Origin of the sequence: Streptomyces sp. CB09001 (assembly GCF_003369795.1) — a bacterium.
Taxonomy (GTDB): domain Bacteria; phylum Actinomycetota; class Actinomycetes; order Streptomycetales; family Streptomycetaceae; genus Streptomyces.
In genome coordinates this window covers 6,861,945-6,882,561 of the sequence record NZ_CP026730.1, presented here as the reverse complement: position 1 = coordinate 6,882,561, position 20,617 = coordinate 6,861,945, and the positions used below count along the sequence as shown (strand labels likewise).

The 20,617-nt window shown below is 69.5% G+C and carries 12 protein-coding genes; 3 read left to right on the top strand and 9 right to left on the bottom strand.

The window, feature by feature from the left end; all coding sequences use genetic code 11:
• Positions 1–5: 5 nt before the first annotated feature.
• Positions 6–2,408: a hypothetical protein gene (locus C4J65_RS31640; RefSeq protein WP_115745506.1), complete on the bottom strand. Its 2,403-nt coding sequence runs from the start codon at positions 2,406–2,408 to the stop codon at positions 6–8.
• A gap of 331 nt (positions 2,409–2,739) precedes the next feature.
• Between C4J65_RS31640 and C4J65_RS36445 the strand changes: the two genes are divergently transcribed.
• Positions 2,740–6,045, top strand: a complete 3,306-nt coding sequence (locus C4J65_RS36445; protein WP_205351098.1) for a type ISP restriction/modification enzyme — start codon at positions 2,740–2,742, stop codon at positions 6,043–6,045.
• A gap of 6 nt (positions 6,046–6,051) precedes the next feature.
• On the opposite strand, the gene C4J65_RS31625 is transcribed toward C4J65_RS36445, so the two are convergent.
• The 4 genes from C4J65_RS31625 to C4J65_RS31610 all read right to left on the bottom strand — a co-directional run bounded on the left by C4J65_RS31625 (position 6,052) and on the right by C4J65_RS31610 (position 8,097).
• Positions 6,052–6,459 (bottom strand): hypothetical protein, encoded by a 408-nt coding sequence (locus tag C4J65_RS31625; protein ID WP_115745504.1) that lies wholly within the window; start codon positions 6,457–6,459, stop codon positions 6,052–6,054.
• Positions 6,460–6,560: 101 nt separating this feature from the next.
• Positions 6,561–7,013 (bottom strand): ATP-binding protein, encoded by a 453-nt coding sequence (locus tag C4J65_RS31620; protein ID WP_115745503.1) that lies wholly within the window; start codon positions 7,011–7,013, stop codon positions 6,561–6,563.
• Between the two features lie 320 nt (positions 7,014–7,333).
• Positions 7,334–7,462 carry a hypothetical protein gene (locus C4J65_RS37135; RefSeq protein ID WP_275898178.1) on the bottom strand — a complete coding sequence of 43 codons (129 nt, stop codon included), beginning with the start codon at positions 7,460–7,462 and terminating at the stop codon, positions 7,334–7,336.
• Positions 7,450–8,097 carry an AAA family ATPase gene (locus C4J65_RS31610; protein WP_240330563.1) on the bottom strand — a complete coding sequence of 216 codons (648 nt, stop codon included), beginning with the start codon at positions 8,095–8,097 and terminating at the stop codon, positions 7,450–7,452. Before C4J65_RS31610 ends, C4J65_RS37135 begins: the two co-directional genes overlap by 13 nt.
• A 1,089-nt stretch (positions 8,098–9,186) precedes the next feature.
• On the opposite strand from C4J65_RS31610, the gene C4J65_RS31600 reads away from it, so the two are divergent.
• Positions 9,187–10,047, top strand: a complete 861-nt coding sequence (locus C4J65_RS31600; protein WP_115745502.1) for a helix-turn-helix transcriptional regulator — start codon at positions 9,187–9,189, stop codon at positions 10,045–10,047.
• 11 nt (positions 10,048–10,058) lie between these two features.
• Entirely contained in the window at positions 10,059–10,250 is a 192-nt protein-coding gene (locus C4J65_RS31595) for a DUF397 domain-containing protein (protein ID WP_115746721.1), read from the top strand.
• 85 nt (positions 10,251–10,335) lie between these two features.
• Here C4J65_RS31595 and C4J65_RS31590 read toward each other — a convergent pair whose 3' ends face one another.
• The 4 genes from C4J65_RS31590 to C4J65_RS31575 all read right to left on the bottom strand — a co-directional run bounded on the left by C4J65_RS31590 (position 10,336) and on the right by C4J65_RS31575 (position 20,481).
• A complete protein-coding gene (locus tag C4J65_RS31590) occupies positions 10,336–14,658 on the bottom strand; it encodes a hypothetical protein (protein ID WP_115745501.1) in 4,323 nt (1,440 codons plus the stop codon).
• Positions 14,655–17,906, bottom strand: coding sequence for a DISARM system SNF2-like helicase DrmD (gene drmD, locus C4J65_RS31585; RefSeq protein ID WP_115745500.1), 3,252 nt, complete (start codon positions 17,904–17,906; stop codon positions 14,655–14,657). The genes C4J65_RS31590 and drmD overlap by 4 nt, the downstream gene beginning before the upstream one ends.
• A gap of 155 nt (positions 17,907–18,061) precedes the next feature.
• A complete protein-coding gene (locus tag C4J65_RS31580; protein WP_115745499.1) occupies positions 18,062–19,327 on the bottom strand; it encodes a serine/threonine-protein kinase in 1,266 nt (421 codons plus the stop codon).
• A 212-nt stretch (positions 19,328–19,539) separates the two neighbouring features.
• Positions 19,540–20,481, bottom strand: coding sequence for a serine/threonine-protein kinase (locus C4J65_RS31575; protein WP_115745498.1), 942 nt, complete (start codon positions 20,479–20,481; stop codon positions 19,540–19,542).
• Between the last annotated feature and the right edge of the window lie 136 nt (positions 20,482–20,617).

Sequence of the window (20,617 nt, the reverse complement as noted above, 5' to 3'; positions counted from 1 at the left end):
CCGCCTCACCGTCCGGTCTCGTCCTTCGGCACCGAGGCCCGCGGGACGAGGCGAGGAGGCAGTGGACGGGGCGGACGGGCGTGAGCGGCGTGGGCGCGTTCCTGCTCCCGCCGCCAGATCGCCAGCAGGGCTTCCTCCGTCCGCGGCACCGCGAGTCCTGCGGCCCCGAGGACGTCCCGGAAGAAGACCACCGGACCACCGTGGGCGTCTACGACCAGCGCGGAGAGCAGAGGGAAACTGTCGGCCCCCGCTCGCCGGTCCAGCGTCACCAGCCAGTGCCGGGGCCCCAGTCCGGACTCGCTGGTGTTCAGGTCGCCGAGCGCGACGTTGCCGCCCTGGGCGGCAACTCCGATGAGCTGGCTTCTGAGTCGGTCCACCGGGTCCTCGGCGGGCGTGGAGCTCCTGGACGGCTCCCCTGACCGCGCGAGCCTGGCCTTGCTCTGGGCCGCCTCCATCCTCGCCAGCCGTTTCGCCTCCTTGTCGGTACGCCGGTTCGCCGCTTTCAAAACGCCGTTCACGGCCTTCAATTCGTCCTCGACGAGACGGACGTGATATCCGGAGCTCCTGTCGGCCACCTTGGCCCGTTGGGCTGCCGACAGGAGTGCGCCGTCGTGGTGCGCGAGCCACGTCTGCGTCTCGCTGATGACCTCTCGCGCCCGTTTCCGCGTCGGCTTGTCGACAAGGCTCAGGAGACCGGTGAGCTCTTGGAGCAGGGAGCGCAGACGCTTCACCATGGAGGTGTCGGCGACCGTCCTGCCCATCGGCCTCGCCACGTTCACCTGACGGTCGGCGGGGCGCCGCACCTTGACCTCGGGGGTCAGGCCCGCGCCCCCGCTCTTCCTCACGAATTGCCGCACCAGCGGCTGTTCGGGCCTCAGAGAGAAGCGCGGCGGCATCGTGCGCGGGGGCGTCCCGTACGCCGCGAACGCCCGCTCGGTCTCCACCACGGCCCAGCGTTTGATCCTGGAGGGCGTGCCGGCGTAGGCCACGCCGAGCTGCGAGAGGATGTTGGACAGGTACGGGAGCGGTGCGTCGCCCTCCCGGATAAGCGCCGACAGGACCGGCGCGTGGTCGCGCAGCGGGCTGTCCAACTCGACGAGCAGGTAACGCCGGTCGGTGTGGGAGTACCTCGCCAGTTCGGGGTTCACCGTGCGGGCGAGGGTCTCCCACGTGGTCGTGGTGTGCAGGCGGGCGTGATGTGACAACGCGTCGCGCAGGGCCGTCACCAGCTCGGCGCGGGTCATCGGCGCGGATGCCACTGGCGTGCCGCTCACCGGCGGTGGCTCGGTCACCGCGGTGCGTGTCGCCGTCACGGCCTGCGTCGTCGGTGGCGGGGCCGCCTGCGCCGCCCGGCGTACGGGCTCCGGAACGAACGGGGATTCCGGAATGGAGGGCGGGACCCACAGACCGGTGCGCTGAGCCTCGTGCGCGTTGAGACGTACATAGCGGTTCGCCTCGACCGCCCAGCCCGCGGTTCCCTCGGCGATCAACAAGCGGGCGCCGTCGGCGACGCGGTAGACGTGCTCGGCCGGCGGCACCTTGGTGTCTCCCGGGAGGGACACCAGCGCTCGGACGATCGGACTGTCCACGGGCTTCACATCGGCCACGAGCAGGTGCCGGTCCTCCGCCGTGAACGGGGAGCCGGCCGGCACGTCGGCCTCGGGGTCGAGCGCGAAGACGAGACCTCCCTGGAGCGGGAGCACGGTCGGTCGGGGGCGGATCAGGCGGATCTTCTCGGTCTCCGGTGTGGCGATGCCGGACGACGTCACCGCGCACTCCTCCAGCGGTGTCCAGGACACCGTGCGGTCCCGCGCCTCGGCTCCGATATGGACGCGGCGCTCGCCGCCCACCGTTTCGCAGCGGACCCGGAGGCAGTAGCCGTGACGGCCGACGAACTGCTGGGTGATCGGCCCTTCCGAGGAGAAGATCCAGTCCATGCCATCGGCGTCCGCGGCGAGTTCGTCGTCGGCCCGGCGCCAGGCCCGGTAGTCGACGGCACCGAGCTGGAAGCGCAGCCGGCGACGACTGTCGGGCAGATACACGTCCACCACGTCGCCCGGACCGGTGCCGAGGTCGCGCGTCTCGACCCGCCCCTTCACCTGCCGCTTGCCGAGCAGCCTCTGCACTCCCCGTTTGATGAAGAGGTGGTCGGCGCTGGACTCACCGTTGTTCTTCCGGTGACAGACCGGAGCCGTCGAGTGGTGGGCGAAGTGGCACACCTTGGTGGTGTAACGGCGGTCGCTCAGCTCCCCGCCACAGCCGCCGAGCTGCAGCCCGCACCAGTAGCTGTAGCCGGGATGTGCCTTGCGCCAGCGATCCAGTTCCCACGCGTCCATCGGCAGAATGACCGGATGGTCGGAGTTCTTGTGACCGATCACGGCTGTCTGCACGAGACGGTGGTCGAGCATGGGACCTCGCAGTGGGACGTCAGAGGAATGTCCGCCCGAACGGCGGGAGTGGCACGATCCACTTAAGTATGCTTTTCATGCACTGAGTTCACAAGAAATCTGCGAGATTTCGCGTACACCCTTGCTCTCCTGATGCGGGTGCCGCACACTCACGACGCATACACACCTGCGGCGAGACCGGGCACTCCGGCCGTGTGCGACCGTACGAGCGCGTGAACCGAGCGCGCCAACCGATTTACGCGCCCTGCCGTTTGGTCAAATACTGCCTCATACTGCGCGTCAGGAGGGGTTGGCTCCGTTTGACGTACGGGGCCCGAGGTCTGGGGGGACCATGGCTGACGCACGCCTGCAGTGGTTACAGGACGCCGTCTCGGCGTTCGGCGCGGAGTGCAAGCGCAGCTTGGCGGGGCCGGGTGATCGCGAGGCGGCGATCCGGGGCCCGCTGGAGCAGTTGTTCCGCGCCATGGGGAAGCACCACGCCCTGCGCGAGATCAGCTGGCATCCGGAAACGCGCATACCGCACCTCGGTGTGCGCCCCGACTACGCCGTACGCGTCGACGCCCAGATCACCGGCTACATCGAGGTGAAGCGGCCCGGCAAGAGCGTCGACCCCGACACCTTCACCGGTCACGACAAACGGCAGTGGCAGCGCCTGCGCGACCTGCCGAACCTGCTCTACACCAACGGCACTCACTGGCGCCTCTTCCAGTACGGCACGCAGGTCGGCGAGGAGGTGGTGCTGTCCGGGTCGCTCAAGACCGCCGGAGCGAAACTCGCCGCCGCCGATCCGACCGCCTTCGACGCGCTCGCACGAACGGTGCTCCTCTGGGAACCGCAGGCGGTCCGACGGGTCTCGGTCCTCGTCCACCACATCGCCCCGCTGTGCCGGCTCCTGCGCGAGGCCGTGCGGGAACAACTGCGCGCGGAGAGCGGGACGGACGCCGACGACCCCACCGTCGAGCGCCCCTTCACCGGTCTGCGAAGCGACTGGCGCCGCCTGCTCTTCCCTACCGCCGACGACGCGACCTTCGCCGACGGCTACGCCCAGACCGTCACCTTCGCCCTGCTCCTCGCCCGTACGGAAGGCATCCGGGTCACCGGCACGAGCTTCCACGAGATCGGACGGCAGCTCCACGCCGGTCACGCCCTGATGGGAAAGGCCCTCCAGCTCCTCACCGACAACGTCAACGAGCGGTTCGAGGTGACCCTGGACCTCCTCGCCCGCACCGTAGAACGCGTCGAGTGGGAGACCATCCGGCAGGGCAACCGGGACGCGTACCTGCACCTCTACGAGTCGTTCCTCTCCGTCTACGACGACGACCTGCGCCGGCGCAGCGGCTCCTACTACACCCCGCACCAGGTGGTCGAGGAGATGGTGCGCCTCGCCGAGGAGGTCCTGCGCACCCGCCTGGGCAAGGCCCGCGGCTACGGTGACGACGCCGTCCACATCGTCGACCCCGCGATGGGCACCGGAACCTACCTGCACACGGTCATCGAGCGGGTGGCGCGGCAGGCCGCCGAACGCTCCGGCGACGCCATGGCGCGAGACGCGATCGGCCGCCTCGCCGGGCGCCTGTACGGTTTCGAACTGCAGATGGGCCCGTTCGCGGTCGCCGAACTCCGCGCCGCCGACCTGCTCAAGAAGCACGGCGCCGAACTCCCGCCGGGCGGGCTCAACCTCCACGTCACGGACACGCTCGACGACCCCTACGTCCAGGAGGAGCAGCTCGCCTCCACCTACGCGGCCCTGTCGGTCTCCCGTGCCCGCGCCAACCACGTGAAGGCCAACGTGCCCGTCACCGTGGTCATCTCCAACCCACCCTACGACGACAAGGCCGAGAACCGCGGCGGCTGGATCGAGAAGCGCGTCAAGGGCCAGGGCCGCCCGCCCCTGGACGACTTCCGCCACCCCGGGAACGGCCGCTACGAGCACGCGCTGAAGAACCTGTACGTCTACTTCTGGCGCTGGGCCACGTGGAAGGTCTTCGACGCCCACGAGGACGACCGGCACGGCGTCGTCTGCTTCATCACCCCGTCCGCCTTCGCCACCGGCCCAGCCGGGCGGGGCATGCGGGACTACCTGCGCCGGACGTGCGACGAGGGGTGGATCATCAACTTGTCGCCCGAGGGACAACGCTCGGACGTGGCCACCCGCGTCTTCCCGCACGTCGCCCAGCCGCTGTCCATCTGCCTCTTCGTACGGCGCGCGGACCACGACGCCATCCGCCCCGCTCGCATCCACTACCGGGCCCTGCACGGCAAGCGTGCGGAGAAGTTCGCCCAGCTCCGGTCGGTGGGCCTGGACGACGACGGCTGGCGGGACGCACACACTCAAGGGACACGGCCCTTCACCCCGGCGGCGTTGTCCGGCTGGGAGGAGTACCCGGCGCTGGACTCGCTGTTCCCCTGGGGCAGTCCGGGCTGCAAGACGAACCGGTCCTGGGTCACGTCACCTCACCCGTCGGTCCTCCAGCGGCGCTGGGCCCGTCTCGGCGGTGAGCAGGCCCCTGAGGCCAAGGCCCTCCTCTTCAAGGAGACACCGGACCGCCGGCTCGGCACACGGGCCGCGTGTCTGCCGGGCTTCCCGCACCCCGACCGAACCGTCGACAAGGAGGCCGGAACCCGCCCATCGCTCCTGCGCATCGCCCTGCGCAGCTTCGACCGCCAGTGGCTCATCGCCGACAACCGGGTACTCGACCGCCCACGGCCCGAGCTGTGGGAGTCCTTGCAACCGGGTCAGGTGTTCCTCAACCAGCAGAGCAGCCACGAGATCGACCGTGGCCCCGCGCTGGTGGCGACGGCGCTGCTCCCGGACACGCATCATTTCAACGGCCGGGGCGGAAGGGTGCACCCCGTCCTTCACCCGGACGGCAGTGCCAACGTGCCGACCGGTCTGCTCCGGTACCTGTCCGGTGTCCTCGGCCTGGACGGGGTGACCGTGCACGACCTCGCCGCCTACGCCGTGGCCGTCGCCGGGCATAGCGCCTTCACCGAGCAGTTCGCCGAGGAACTGCTCACCCCGGGCGTCCGGTTACCCCTCAGCCGCGACCCGGAGCTGTGGAGCGAGGCAGTCCGTGTCGGGCATGCGCTTCTGTGGGCGGCCACCTACGGTGAGCGGGGCACTCCGCCCGCCGCACCGGCGTCCGGGCAGGAGGATGTCGGCTTCCCTCCCGGGGACCCACGCCAGGTGCGGTACGTGACCCCGATCGGCTCCGCCGTGCCCGACACGCTGGCGTACGACGAGGGGAGCGGCACCCTCCACGTGGGACCGGGCACCTTCACGGGAGTTCCGCCCGAGGTCTGGAACTACGAGGTCGGCAGCATGCGGATCGTGAAGAAGTGGTTCGGCTACCGGAAGGCCTCCCCCACCAGCCGGAAGACCAGCCCTCTGGACGACCTCCACGTCACGGCGTGGCCGAGCGAGTGGTCCACGGAGCTGATCGACCTGTTGTCCGTCCTGCGCCGCCTGGTCGACCTCGCTCCGGCACAACAGGCCCTCACCACGAAGATCGTGAACTCCCCGGTGGTCACTGTCACCGACCTCATGTCGGCGGGCGTTCTCCCGCCGCAGCCCAGGGCCGACCGTGCCCGCCGACGCGTCGTGCTGGACTTCGACCGACCGGCGGACGAACCGTGACGGCGGCTACGCACCATCGCCGGCCGCGACATGAGCCTCGGCCCGTTCCAGGTTCCACGACCCCTCCGCGAGCCGTCTCAGGGCGTGTCCGGCGGAGCGGGGCGCCGTACCGCGCCCGACGGTGTCGGCGAAGGACACCACCGCACTCAACCGTCCCGCCAGCTCGTCGTACTCCGCCGTACGCAGAGTCGCCGCTCCGGTGACGGTGAGGCGAAGCGTGCCCCGGTCGCCGTCCCGCTGCTCGACCAGTCCGGCCCACAGCAGTGCCGGAAGGGCCTCCCGGACCTCGTCCGCGTCGAGGTCCCGGACCGCGTAGGACTCGGGCTCGGCTTCGGGTGCTGGGAGGTCGCAGAGGTCGAGTTCCCGCAACAGGCGTTGCTGGAGCGGCGACAACTGTCCGATGGGATCGAGCATGGCCCCAGTATGGCCCCCACCGTGCGGGGCGCGGGCTCTCCTGGCGCACCCGTACCACGGTGTCCACAGAGGCTCGGCCCCACTGCCTGCCTGGCACTGAATCAGGTCGGGCACAACACCTCCGCCCAGACCGTCTTCGTGTACGCGTCCCGCACCTCGCAGCCCCACCGTTCGGAGTAGGTCTCAACGAGCAGCAGTCCACGTCCCGACACAGCGTCGGTCGCCGCCGGTTCAGCCCCCGGGCCGCGGGGAAGGTAACCCGGGCGAGTGTCGGTCATCTCGATGCGGACGACGCCGTGCTCGGTCAGGTGGAGCAGCGTCAGACGGAAATCGCGTCCGGGGTTACGGCCGTGGGTGATGGCGTTGGCCGCCAGCTCCGCCGTAACGAGGGCGACGGCCTGTGACGTCTCGGAGTCGTACGGGGTCCCCCAGGCCGCGAGCTGCTGTCCGGCGAGGCGACGGGCGAGACGGGCTCCGCGTGGAGTGCTGCTGAGAAGGACGGTGAGGTGTGGGGCAGCGGCGGATGGCTCGACCCTGAGATTGGATGGCTTCACAGAGCCACCGTCACGTCACGCAGATGGCCTGGCGAGGTCGGACTTCCGTACCCGGGCTCGCGGTACGGCCGCTGTACGGGTTCGTACGACAGGTGCACGAGTCCGCGCCCGTGGCTGGAGCGCCGGGCGTAGAGGTGGCCGCCGGTCGGACGCCGTCTGTGTACGGGATTCGAAGGCCGTAGACGACGGCGCCGTGCTGCGGGTCGGTCGGGGCGGGTGGGCCGTGCTCGTGGCGCTCGCGACTGTGTAGTTCCGCGCGATGGTGCCCTTCGGTGGAAGGGCACCATCCACCGGTTTCGCCCGCTGGGGGAACCGGTCGGTCACTCCGCGGCCAGTTCTTCCATCCTGGCCAGCACTCCTTCCGCGAGTCCGCGGAACTCCCGATAGCAGGTTTGCACGTACTTCTGGGTGCTGCCGAGCGCGCCGTCGGCCGCCTTCAGGTCGAACATGGGCTTCCGTGCGTCGTGGGCGAGCTGAGCCCTTTCAGGGAGAAGAGGTCCGCGGCGAGCGGCATGAGCACGGTGTCCGCCGCGATGAGCGCGGACCGGTTGATCGCCCCGAGGTTCGGGCCCACGTCGACCAACACGATGTCCGCGTGGACGGCTGCGGCGGCCTGCTCCACGACGCGGTGGAACGCGGTGGTCGTACGGATCGCCGCGATGCCGCCGGCGAAGGTCTTGAACCACTCGTTGGACAGCTTGTCCTCGAAGCGGCTCAGGTCCAGGCTGCCCGCCAGCAGCCACAGGCCGTCCTGCAGTTCGGCCGGCTCTACGGGGGCGACGTCTCCGGTGCCCTCCAGGATCGGCCGCACCCCGTCGGCGATGGTCTGCCCGCTGCGGACGCGGCCGGTCCCGGGCAGGGCGGGCGGAGCGGCGCCCTGCGCGATGAGTTCGGAGGGGTTCTCCCAGAGCTCTTCGATCTCGGTCTCGTCCAAGCACATCGAGGTGAGTTTCGCCTGCGGGTCGAGGTCGACGGCCAGCACGGTGAGCCCGAGCCTTCGGAACATGTGCGCCATGTGATAGGTCAGAGTCGTTTTCCCCACTCCGCCCGTGTTGTTGAACAGCGCGATCGACGTCCGGCTCATGAGGCCCTCCGAAGGGTGACGGCCCACGAGGAGTCATCGACCTGGAACTCTGCGGGAGGATTTCCGTTGCGTCCGAGCGTCGCGGGGGTGCGGTAGTCGGTCACGCGGTCGAAGTTGTCGTCCCTGACCTGACCGAACGGCCCTCCGGGATTGGTCACAGACGGCTTCAGCGCATCCTCAGGATCGCCCCGTCCACCACCGCGACGCCGGTGCCGTCAGTCCGCCTGCCGCCGCTCTCCTGGCCGCCGTCGCCCGCGCCCTGCTGCCCTGACACTCGGCCCCGAATCCGCCCCTCGCGGCTGCGGCTCCGAGGAATGGCATCGTGCCGGAGACGACGGATCACGTGGCGCCGCCGACCGAAACGGGCGAAGCCCCGCTCCCCGACCTCACTGCACTGTTCACCGCCCTCGCTGCGACGAACATGCCCGGAGCCGTCCCCCTCACGCCACCGGTCGAGCCCTGGCAGGCCCGTCACTCGGGCAGATTCCGTCACTACAGCAGACCCGCGCCGGACGTATGGGCGGCCGAAACCGTCGGCTGCCCCGAGTGCGGAGGCAGGGACGGCCCCTGGACAGTGGCCTGCGACTGGCACCGGGCCACGTTTGGCTGCCCTTGCGGGGCGGTGGTGGTGAGCACGGCCTCGTCTTATCCGAGATCTGGCTCGTACTGCCGGAGACCTGACCGATCCTCCGGGCGACCAGGGCATCCGGTCCTCGGCCGCGTCACAAACCGTGGTCAGCAGCTGGTCGATCCAGCTCGTCACCCGGTGCTTCACCGCGTGCCGGCGGTTGCAGTACCGGCGCCACCGGCGCTGCTTCAACGGGCGGTCGCACCACTTGCATATCTGGCTCACGGCGCCCATCTCACCATGATGCGATCGTCGTGCGGAAAGGGGCGAAGCCCGTTTCCGTCGACGGGAACCGACCCTCGCTGCACGCGGTCGTACGGGACTCGGTACGGGTGTTGTACGGGTCCGGAGCCGTACCCAGGCCACCGCGGCGTGCGTTGAGCAAGGTATCGGCGGTCCGGTCGGGAGCCGCCCGGGGTACGGGTGGGCGGGGTGCGTTGCGGGACGGAAGGGCGTTAGGCATGAGTACGGTGCGGGAGACGCGGAGCGGTCGGGCGGCGAAGGCGAAGGACGAGGGCGGGGGCGACCTGCCGGGGGCGTGGGCGGCGTACGGGAGGTTGCTCCAGCATCTGCGAAAGCGGGCCGGGCTGAACCAGCAGCAGCTGGGGGAGGCCATCGGCTACTCGCTGGAGCAGGTCTCCTCGGTCGAGCAGGGGCGGCGGCCGGCGAAGGCGGCGTTCACACGGGCCGCGGACCGGGTGCTGGAGGCGGGTGGGGTTCTGGAGGTTCTCCAGGACGAGGTGGACCGGGCGAAGCTGCCGCGCTTCTTCCGCAACTTCGCGGTCATCGAGGCGGAGGCAGTGAGTCGCTGCGACTATGAGCCACTGCTCGTGCCGGGGCTGTTGCAGACGGAGGCGTACGCGCGGGCTGTCTTTTCCGGGCACTGCCCACCGCTGAGCGAGGAGAGCATCGACCAACGTACGGAAGCGCGGCTTGGGCGGCAGAAGCTGTTGGATCGGGTGCCGCTCACGGAGGTCTCCTTCATCATCAACGAGGAGGCGCTACGCGATCCGGTGGGCAGCCCCGAGGTCATGCGCGAACAGTGGCAACGCATCCTCGAAGTAGGTGCGTTGCGGAATGTGGAGGTCCAGGTCGTGCCCGCCTGCCGGGGCTTCCACCCCGGTAAGAACGGTGCGTTCGTGGTAGTGGAGACCCAGGATCACAAGCACCTCGGATACTTCGAGTCCCAGGGTGTCGGGTGCGTCGTCTCCGAGCCCACCGAGGTCAGTACCTTCGCCTTGCGATATGGCAAGCTGCGGTCGCAGGCCTTGAACGTCGAGGAGTCTGCGCGACTCATCGAGCGGATGGTGGGAGAGACGTGAGCGTGGAGCGGATGGCCGAGCACCTGGACAGGCTGCACTGGTTCAAGAGCAGCTACAGCGGATCCGACGGCGGCAACTGCGTGGAGGTGGCTACCGGTCTCAACGCCGTGTACGTACGGGACTCCAAGATTGGGGGCGACGGGCCGGTGCTGCTGGTCAACCGGGGCGGGTGGGCGGCGTTCGTCGCGCTCACGGCGGGATAGCGCCGCCCAGTACTTCCGAGCGGAACAACGGGCTGGTTCGCGTCACTTGAGGTGACGCGAACCAGCCCGTTGTCATGCCACCGGCTCAGAAGAGGGCACCCTCGGTGCCCTCACCGAAATCCGACCTACCTCGCGCAGCCAGCTGCTCCTTGCGCTTCCGTACGACCTTCAGGGAGGGCGGAGGCAGGTCGGGGTGCTTCTCCCTGGCCTTCTTCTCCGTCACTCCCTTGTGCAGACCAAGGTGAACCTCGTCGGCGTACACCTGGTGGTTCAACTGACGCAGGCGGTCAATAATTTCAGTCCGGGCCAGCAGGCCGATGGTGTAGCGGATGCCTTGCTCCGTCTCGTGGAAGCCATGGTCGAGAGGGAACGTCTCATGAGTCGGGTCGATCGGTGGGGTTTGCCCGGATCCGTCCTGGAGATCACTCCAACCGTAAGCCTCGACGGTAGCCTGATCGATTTCCTCGTGGATACTGCGGAGTTCGACGATTCCCTCGTCCTGGCAATCAGGATCGTGGACCAAGTTGTAAGTATCCGTGAGTCCCATAGTGCGAGCGAGCATCAACATTCGACGATGGGTGTCCAGAAGAGCCCCAGCCTTCCGCAATCGCTCAGTGGGCGTTGGACGGCCAAGCGTCTCCACCACATCCGAGAGACTGTAGTTGATACGAGTCTCTAGCGTGGATGTCCGGTCCAGTGTCCACCAGAAGTGGGGCGCACTACTCAGCAACGCGAGCAAAGCAGTATCATCCGACGCGAAGACTCCTAGCCTGTGGGAAAGAACCTGCCCGGTTGGCACCATTACAGGCATAACTGCCTTCCCGACTAGCGAGATGACAATGCAGCGCCTCAGCTGCTTGATGGCCACTCGCATCCCTGGAGCCAACTTCTCATACTGCCACCACTTTTCCCGTACGGACTTCTTGTCATCGCCCAGCAGTTCCCGCTGCGGCTTCACATGTTTGCGGACGTGCTCGAATGCCGCCGGAAAGCACAGGGCTTCGCTTTGGCTCATACCGCCGAAATCAATGATCTGTCGGCTCGGGGCACACTCAGGATCGTTGCTCACGTCTTGGCCGGTTAGATAACCAAAGATTACTTCCTCTGACCGGGCATCAGCAGCTACGAGCTCTTCTGCCTGTTCGGCCTGCAAGACGAACCCGATGCCATTGACATTGTTGCCCATGTAGGCAAGATGTGCACTCTGTTGCAACTTCTCGACCCACGACCGCATCCGCGTGACGGGATTGAGTGACGTCGTGATGCCGCTGGGCGCGGCCTGCCCGCCAAGAATGGCGGGAACACCTTTAGCAATCTCCTTAGCCATCCATACAGCGCAGTACTCCAGGACAGCAGATTTCGAGGGCCACGGAGCGCTCTTGATTCCTCGCCTGATTTCTACGCCCGCACCAATCAATTGATCGAGGCCCACCTCGCGGGTGTCACCCTGCGCCAAAGTATTGGTCGCAATAATGCCCGTTTGACCCGAGGCATTCAGTAGTTCATGAATCCTGAGCGCGAAATACGCGACGAGGTCCGCATTTCCTCGCACTTCATTGGCGAGGAAATCAACCATATATTCACGGTAGGCCTGCCCAAGAGGTGCAGTGAGCTTTTTACCGCCGAGGAACGGAGGATTTCCCACAACGGCGTCGAACCCGCCCCTTAGCGAATACACCTCCGGAAATACCAGCGGCCAGTGCACCGGCCGCCGTTCCAGAGCCCCCTCCGGCAATTCCGCGGCCAGCCACTCCTCCGCCGCGGCCCTCGCCTCGCACACCACCTCCGAGTTGTCCTCGACGCCGTCCGCCACGACCTGCTGAACGATCCATGCAGCCCGCGGGAACAGATCCCGAACCCGCTCGCCCCCGTCCTCCTCATACCATGGCACCCGCCCCGAAGCACAAGTGGCCAGCGCTGCCCCCGCAATCAGGTCACCCACCAACCGAAGCCGCCGCGAGTGCCGGTTGACCTCCTCCAGCCGCTCCCGCTTCTTCTGGAGCGCCGGCAGGTCGACGCCCTTGATGGCGGTGATCGCCAAGCGCTCGCGCGTCAGTTGGTCGACCAGTTCCCGTGCCTGCTCGGCCAGGACGTCGGTCTGCCCCTGCGGCTTCATGTGGACGGACTGGAGCTGCTCCATGCTGTGCACGCCCAGCAGCGAGTCGCCGCACACCAACCTGTCGTCCAGGAACGTAAAGGGCCGCTCGGGGTCCATGGACACCAGCCACAGCGACAGCTTGGCCATCTCCACGGCCATTGCGTTGATGTCCACGCCGTACAGGCAGTGTTCGATGATCTGGCGGCGTGCTTCGACCACTACCGGGTCCTGTTCCGCGTCCGCCGCCGTAACGGCGTCCACCGCCCGGCCCGCGCGGTACGCCATCGCATCCGTGCGGCCCTCGGCCTCCCAGGCCTCGATGAGGCGGTCCCCCAGGTAGCGGCACGCCGCCACCAAGAACGCCGCCGAGCCCATCGCGATGTCCGCGACCTTCAGGTCCAGGATCTGGTCGGCGGACTTCAGGCGCCACTCCCCCGTGTCCGCCGTCTGGAGCGGGCCCGGCTCGTAGACCAAGGGCTCCAGTGCGTGCAGGACGACTTCCTCGGCCAGGAAGCGGGGCGTGTAGTGCGTTCCCGTGTTCTTCCGCAGGGAGGACTCGGTGACGAACAGCGCGCCGTTCGGGATGACCGTCGGGAGGCCGCGCAGGTCGTCGCGGAGGATGCCGACGAACGGGAGCAGCCGCTCCGTCAGTGCCGCGTCCTTCGTCACCGCGTTCAGGCGGCGACGGGCCTCCGCCGACTCCTCCGCACCCAACGGGGCGAGCTTCTTCTCCAACTGGCCCGCCGTCGCCGGAGGTTTGGGGTCCTTCCACTTCTCATGGATGGACTTCGCCAGCGTCTTCAGCGAGCCGCCCGCCTTCGCCGCCAGGGACTCCAGCTCCCGCAGCGGGACCTCGTGTTCCAGGCCCTCCGGGCCGATCAGGCCCACCATGTGCTCGGTGGCCCGGCGCCCGTCGAAGGACAGCAAGCCCTCGTAGACGTAGCCGATCTGCTCGACATCCAGCGCGCGGAAGCTGAGGGTGCGGACCTCGCGGTCCTTGCCCTTGCCGACGCGGACCTCCTGCACGGCCTGGAGCATGTGCAGGACCGTGCGGTCGTCGATGGGGAGGAGCGGGGTGGTGCGCTCGAGCCACGGGTACTTGTCGGGGTCGAAGATCGAGCCGTCGTACGCGGGGAGGCGGAAGCCGGAGCCCGGGTGGTCCACTCCCCCGTGCACGGCGTGGAAGAGGGCGATCAGGCGGTGCCAGGCCGACGTCGTGTGCTCAAGCGACGTCTCGCCCTCCTCGTCCGCCCGCGCCTTCAACTCGTCGCGCAGGAAGCGGGCCGAGTACGAGCGTGCGTACACCTCGTTGTCGGCGGGGAGTAGGCCTCGTTCTTCCGCGAAGAGGAGGAAGACGACGCGCATCATCACCGCGACCGCGCCGCGGTAGATGTCGCCTGCCGGTACCCCCGACGCGTGCAGGCCTGCCGCACCGTTCTCGACGGCACGCACATCCGCCCGCCCGATCGCGTCGACGAGGAGTTCGACCGCCTGCCGGACCTGGACGCCGAGCGCCTCGGTGACGTCCTCGCCCGCCGCCAGGCTCGCTTTGAGCAGCCCGACCAGCGTCTCGGACTCGTCGTACTCGAAGAAGCGACGCCGGCTCAGCAGCGACCCGAACGCGCGGACGACGTTGCGTTCCGCCGCCTCGTTCCAGCCGATGGAGTCGAAGACGGCGGTGGTCGTCACGCCGCCCAGCGGGGCCCAGACCAGGCACCACCAGCGGCCGTCGGTGACCAGGCCCAGCGGGACGCCGTGGTGACGCAGGAGACGGGCCAGGCGGTCGGCTGGAGCCGCCGCCCAGTCGCCACCACCGCCCGCCCGCGCAGTCGGCACGGTGCCCGCAGGGACCGTGACGCCCAGCAGCCTCACCCTCTTCGCGGCAGCGTCGACGTCCGGCTCGGCGGCAAGGTCGGCACCCGGTTCCACCAGCGCGAAGTCCGGGCGGACCTCCGTGTTGTGCTCGGCCACCCGCAGGGCGAGGCGGTCCAGGCCGTGGTGCTCGGAGTCGCCCTCGCGGAAGGTGAGGGCGTCGTCCCAGCCGAGCAGGCGGCGCAGGACGTACGCCACCCACGCGTCGCGCCCGGCGACCGTGTCCGTCTGCCAGTCGGCGTGGTGGGCACGCAGCCGGGCCCGCTCGTCCTTCTCCAGGGTGTCGAGCTGAGGCCAGGCGCGCAGCAGGACGGGCATCGTCAGGAAGGGGCCGGAGACCTCGGTGAGGTCCAGCCACTCCTGGTGCTGCCGGCGGCCGTCGGCGGCCTGGGCCTTGGCGGCGGCTACTCCACGGCTCATGGGGCGGCGGGGGCTCATCGGCGGGCTTCCTTTGCGGGGACGACGAAGACGACGGCGGCGGGGAAGAGGTGCGAGCGGGGCTCGCGGTAGCGGGCGGCGATGGCGGCCAGCTCGCGCTCGCGCTCGGCGGGGAGGCCTTCGAGGCGGTGCTGCCAGCGCTGGCGGTCCTCCTCGAACTGGCGGCGTTCGTGGCCGGTCAGTTCGTGGGCGGTGAGGAGGGCGAGCTGTTCGCCCTCTCCGTCGCCCTCCTCCTTGAGCTTTGCGCGCAGGGTGTTCTCGAAGCGGTCGAGGGTGGCGGTGATGCGGCGCTCCTCTTCCGTCCGGCGGTCGGCGAGGCGGCTCTCGAGCTGGCGGCCGAGTTCGGCGGCGCGGGCCTCCAGGGAGCGGTACAGGGGGTCGCGGAGCTTGGGCCAGGCCTCCGTGAGTTCCCTGCGCAGGTGCGGGGCGGCCTCCGTGCCCTGGGTGAGGGCCTGGGACAGGATCCGGCCCTGCTCGCCCACCGACTCCCAGCGGCGGAAGCGTCCCGTGTCGCCGAACCAGCCGCCCGCGTAGAGGACTTCCTCGTGCAGGCGGGTGCCGTCGGTGCCGACGAGGACGTAACGGGCGTACGCCGAGACGAGCGTCGTCGTGACGGCCGGGTCGTCGGTGACGACGGCGGTGACGCGGCTCAGGCCGACCGAGTCGGCGTTCCAGACGGCCGCCGTGAGCAGGCGCGTGGAGAGGGCGACGAGGGGGTGCTTGAGGTGGGCGAGGACCACGTCGTCCCTGCCCTGCGCGGCGACCTGCGGGGAGAAGGTGAGCGGGCGCTGCTCGCCCTCGCGGAGCTTGTGCGCGAGACCGCGGGTCGCGCGCTCCCAACTGCCGGACAGCGGCTGTACGTCGAAGAGGTCGCCGGGTTCGAAGTCCTCGGCGCGGACGGTGGACGGCTGGAGCGGCGGCTGGTGGTCGAGGGCCAGGGCCGTGTCGACGACGCGCTTGACGTTGACCGGCGTCAGGCCCAGCGTGTCGACCGTCTCCTCGTACTGGTCGGCGAGCCGCTTCGTCTGGGCCGTGACGTTCTGCTCGGGGGCGACGTCGCCGCCCGTGCGGCGGCCCTTGATGGGCTTGGGCCTGGCGTTCTCGACGTCGACGGGAGCGGTGTCGCCGGTCATGCGGCGCTGTACCGCGTCGGCGAGGACGGCGTTGACGGAGCCCAGGTCGTGCTCCATGCGGGCGACCTTCTTGGCGACGCGGGAGAGGAACTCCAGGTCGGCCTCGTACGAGCCGGCCTGGGCCTGCTGCCAGCCGGAGCCGATGAAGTGGGCGATCTCCGGGTCCTTCTTCTGGCCCCAGCGGTCGACGCGGCCGATGCGCTGTTCGAGCTTGTTGGGGTTGAAGGGGATGTCGTAGTTGATCAGGCGGTGGCAGTGGTTCTGGAGGTCGATGCCCTCGCCGGCGGCGTCGGTGGCGAGGAGGATGCGGACCTTGCCCTCGGCGCGGGACGGCTCGGTCTGGAAGCCGAGGCGGATGCGCTCGCGCTCCTCGGTGGAGAGGCCGCCGTGCAGGCGCTCGACGCGGCCGCCGTCGGTGAGTTCCTCCTGCTGGAGGAGGTCGTGGAGCCACTCCTGGGTGTCGCGGTACTCGGTGAAGACCACGATCCGTTCGTTGGTCCACTTCTTGCCGTCGGGGCGGCAGACGGCCTTGATCTCGGCGATCAGCGCCTCCGCCTTGGAGTCGGGCGCGGCCTCGTGGGTGAGGGCCCAGCGCTCCATCTCCTGGAGCAGGTCCAGTTCCTGGCCGTCCTCCGCCGGGGTGAGCGAGGTGGAGCGGGTCAGGGCGTCGTCCTCCGCGTCGACCAGGCCGGTGTCGTCGAGGTCGGCGACGATGTCGGCGAACTCCTCCAGCCACTCCGGTACTTCGGCGGCTGCCGAGCGTCCTCGGGCCGGGCCGCCGCCGGTGTCGTCCAGGTGGGAGAGGTAGACCTGGACGGTGTGGAGGAAGGCGGCCGGGGAGGAGAACAGGCGCTTCTTCAGCAGCAGGGTCACCAGGTCGGCGGCGCGGCGGCCGCCCCGGGCCTTCGGGGTGAGCTTCTTACGACGGAGTTCCGCGAACGAACCGAGCAGTTCGTGGATCGCGCGCTCCTGCCGCGTGTAGTCGACGGCGAGTTCGCGCGTGACGCGGGTGCGGAAGCGGGGCGTGCCGTCGGCGTTGGTGACCGTCGACTTCAGGCGGCGTACGACGGTGTCCTTCAGCGCCTCCTTGTCGGGGTCGACGCCGCGAGCGAAGCGCTGGTCGTCGATGAGTTCGAGGAGGGCGGTGTACGACTCGGGGTAGCCGTTGTGCGGGGTGGCGGAGAGGAAGAGGCGGTGTTCGAAATGCGGGACCAGGCGCCGGATCAGCTTGGTCTGCTGGGAGTCGACGGCGTAGACCTGCTTGGGTGCGGCGGGGGCGACGTGGTGGGCCTCGTCGAGGACGAGAAGGTCGAAGAAGCGCTTGTGCTCACCGTCGGGGCTCTCCTCGGGGGCGCCGATGACCTCGTCGAGGAGGCGCTGTGCCTTCTGGCCGCGCAGCCAGGGCAGGGAGACGATGGTGAGCGGGTGGACGCGGAAGGGGTTTGCCGCTGTGCCGTGGGTGCGGCGGAGGCGGGCGCAGTGCTCGGAGTCGACGATGGTGAACTCCAGGCCGAACTTCTCGGCCATCTCGTCGCGCCACTTGAGGGTGAGGCCTGCGGGGCAGACGACCATGGTGCGGCGGGCCCGGCCGCGCAGTAGCAGTTCCTGGACGACGAGTCCGGCCTCGATGGTCTTGCCGAGGCCGACGTCGTCGGCGAGGAGGAGGTTGACGCGAGGGGCGCCGACGGCGCGGGAGACCGGCTCGAGCTGGTACGGCTCGACGGCGACGCCGGAGCGGAACGGGGCCTGGAGGGTCTTGGCGTCGGCGGAGGCCACTGCGGACCAGCGGACGGCGTCGAGGAACGCGGCAAGGCGGTTCGGGGAGTCGTAGGTGCCGGTGGAGGCGTCGGGGAGGGAGCCGGCGGGCAGGACGCGGCGGCCGGGCTCGACCTCCCAGATGACGGAGAGGGTGTCGCCGAAGCGGCCGTCGGCGACGGACTGGAGGTGGACCAGGGTGGCGGGGCGGCGCTCCTCCTCACCATCCTCTGCGGGCGGGGAGGGTTCCACACGGGCGACCACCCACGACTGGCCGCGCACCTCGACGAGGTTGCCCTCCTCGGGGAGCTTCTCGGCTGCCCCCGACCGCTCGGTCTCACGCTGAGCTGCTGACGTCATGGGCGCTGTTCCCCTCGGTTCTCTCCTGCTGCCGTCCGTAGACAGTGTCCTGTCTCCCCACCGGAACGGTGCGACCGCAGGCTAGCACGCTCGTCACCTGTGAACATAGATTACAAGCTCACTTGCTGTCAGGTTCCGGCACCTGTGGTCACGGGTCACCTCATACGGCGAAGTCGGTCGAGCAGCGCGCGGGCGCGCCCGGACCCGGAGTCGGCGGCGGGGAGGATCCGGTCCTCGTCGTCGGCGAGGCGCTTCAGCAGTTCCCCGGCCGCGTGGCGCTCGCCGGTGCGGGCCAGCAGGACAGCGATCTCGTACCGCGTGTCCAGCACCCCGGGGTCGTCGGGTCCGAGGAGGCTGCGCTGCTCGGCGAGGACCGACTTCAGCTCGTCGAGTGCCTCGCGGGTGCGGCCGATGGTGCCCGCGCACAGGGCGTGTCCGGCGCGGGCGGCGAGCACGTCGGCCCGTCCGAGGCCGGCACCGGCCATCAGGTCGCCGTACTCCTGGAGGGCGCGGGCCGGGTGGCCGGAGCGGCGGAGGCGGTCGATCTCGGCCAGCCGCGGGTGCGGAATCACCGGCTTCGACGGGCGGGCCGGGACGGGTGACGCCCAGGTCGCCACGCGCAGGGCCACCTCGGCCGCGGAGGCGGGCCGGTCCTCCGGCTTCTTCTCCAGGAGCGCCTCCACCAGCTCCCGCAGTCCGGCCGGGACGCCGGGGCGGCGTTCGTCGAGCGGGGGCACGGGGTCGTGCGCGTGCTGGTGGTAGAGGTAGAAGTGGCTTCCGGTGGCGAAGGGCGGGGCGCCGGTGAGCAGCTCGTAGAGGACGCAGCCCAGCGAGTACAGGTCGCTGGCGGGCACGGTCTGGCCCACGGCCTGTTCGGGAGGCATGTACATCACGGTGCCGGGGGTGGCGTTCGCCGCGGTGAAGCGGGTTTCGCCGGGTTGCGGCTCGAGAGCGGCGGCGACGCCGAAGTCGAGGACCTTGGTCTCGCCGTCGGGCGTGATCATCAGGTTCGAGGGTTTGAGGTCTCGGTGTACGACGCTCTTCGCGTGGGCGTGGGCCAGGACGTCGGCCGTACGCCGGGTGATGTCGGCGGCACGCTGGACGGGCTGCGGGCCCTCGCTCTTGAGGACGGCGTCGAGGGCTCGGCCGGGGATGAGGTCCATGACGAGGTAGAGCTCCCCGTCGTGGCTGCCGTGGTCGTGGACGGCGGGGATGCCCGGGTGGTTCAGGCGGCTGGTGAGTCGGGCCTCGCGGAGGAAGCGGCGCTCCAGTGAGGTGAAGTCGGCGCCGCCCGCCGGAGGGGCGAGGAGTTTCACCGCGACCTCGCGGCCGCCCTCCCTGTCGTTCGCCGCCCAGACGACTCCCATGCCGCCCCGGCCCAGCTCCCGGGTGAGCTCGTACCGTCCAAGGTTTCGCCGCATCGCGCCCGTCCCCAGTCCCGGCGCCCGTGCGCCCTAGGCTTCCCTGTGGCCGGGGCGTGGTCAGGTCACGCACCCGGTCGGCGCGGCCATTTTCTCACCGCTCACACAAGGCTCTGCTCCCCCGGCACCATGTTCACGCCGGGCGCCTCTCAGCACGGACACCGCCCGCGCGGGGACCGCATCCGCGGAGTGCCGCTCACGCCGGGTTCCGCTCACACGGGGATCGGTCCCTGCGGGACCAGGAACGGGCGGCGAGGGTCCTCCGGCGTACCTCGCCGGGCGGCCAGCCGGGGGTCGGGAACCGGGAGGTGGGGGGCCAGGGCCGTGTACACCTCCGCCGCGGAGGACGGGCGGTCCTCCGGACGCTTGGCGAGCAGGGCTGTGATCAGTTCCCCCAGGTCGCGGGGGACGTCGACCCCCGAGTCCGCGATCAAGGGCGGCGGTGAGCTCAGGTGGTGCGTCGCCAGCAGCGCCGGCTGGTCCGTGGCGAAGAGGGTCTCGCCCGTGAGCATGTGGTGCAGCAGGCAGCCGACCGCGTAGAGGTCGCTGCGCCCGTCGAGCCGGCCGTGCCCGGAAAGCAGTTCGGGCGAGGCGCACACGATGTTGCCGACGCTCTCGCCCGTCATGGTCAGGCGCGGGTCGGTGTCGCTCAGCACCTTCACCAGTCCGAAGTCCAGGATCTTCACGAGACCGTCCCCGCGGACCATGACGTTCTGCGTCTTGAGGTCACGATGGACGAGGCCGGCCCCGTGGGCGGCCGACAGGCCGGCGCACAACTGGGCCGCGACCGCGGCGGCCGTGGGCACGTCGAACCGTCCGTCGTCCTGTTGGTCGAAGAGGAACTCGAGGGTGGTGCCCTCGATCAACTCCATCACCAGGCAGCAGGTGCCGTCCGTGATGGACGCGTCGAAGACGGTGGTCGTGTTCGGGTGGCTGAGGCGTGCCGCGGCCTTCGCCTCCCGCTGAAAGCGCCGCAGCGCCTCTTCCCGGCTCTGGGGAACGGCGAGCAGGTGGGCGGCGACCGTCTTCACGGCCACGGGCCGCTCCAGGCGCATGTCCCGTCCTTGCCACACATGGCCCATCAGCCCTCGGCCGAGCACCGATGTGAGCTGGTAGCGGTCCAGGAGCACTGTCCCAGGCGTGAATTTCTGCATTTCGCCCGTCCTCCACACTATCCGCACAACACACGCGGACACTTGCACTGTGAACACTGTCAATGAGCGTAGTAGCCTCTCACGTACAGCCGCGTTACGGAGACCCGCTCACCACCAACCCGCACGCACACCCCCA

Coding starts and splice junctions, on each gene's coding strand:
- C4J65_RS31580 (WP_115745499.1), bottom strand. CDS start 19,327: ATGCGGCGAAACCTTGGACGGTACGAGCTCACCCGGGAGCTGGGCCGG.
- C4J65_RS37135 (WP_275898178.1), bottom strand. CDS start 7,462: ATGTTCGACCTGAAGGCGGCCGACGGCGCGCTCGGCAGCACCCAGAAG.
- C4J65_RS31625 (WP_115745504.1), bottom strand. CDS start 6,459: ATGCTCGATCCCATCGGACAGTTGTCGCCGCTCCAGCAACGCCTGTTG.
- drmD (WP_115745500.1), bottom strand. CDS start 17,906: ATGACGTCAGCAGCTCAGCGTGAGACCGAGCGGTCGGGGGCAGCCGAG.
- C4J65_RS31595 (WP_115746721.1), top strand. CDS start 10,059: ATGGCCGAGCACCTGGACAGGCTGCACTGGTTCAAGAGCAGCTACAGC.
- C4J65_RS31600 (WP_115745502.1), top strand. CDS start 9,187: ATGAGTACGGTGCGGGAGACGCGGAGCGGTCGGGCGGCGAAGGCGAAG.
- C4J65_RS31590 (WP_115745501.1), bottom strand. CDS start 14,658: ATGAGCCCCCGCCGCCCCATGAGCCGTGGAGTAGCCGCCGCCAAGGCC.
- C4J65_RS31640 (WP_115745506.1), bottom strand. CDS start 2,408: ATGCTCGACCACCGTCTCGTGCAGACAGCCGTGATCGGTCACAAGAAC.
- C4J65_RS31610 (WP_240330563.1), bottom strand. CDS start 8,097: ATGAGCCGGACGTCGATCGCGCTGTTCAACAACACGGGCGGAGTGGGG.
- C4J65_RS31575 (WP_115745498.1), bottom strand. CDS start 20,481: ATGCAGAAATTCACGCCTGGGACAGTGCTCCTGGACCGCTACCAGCTC.
- C4J65_RS36445 (WP_205351098.1), top strand. CDS start 2,740: ATGGCTGACGCACGCCTGCAGTGGTTACAGGACGCCGTCTCGGCGTTC.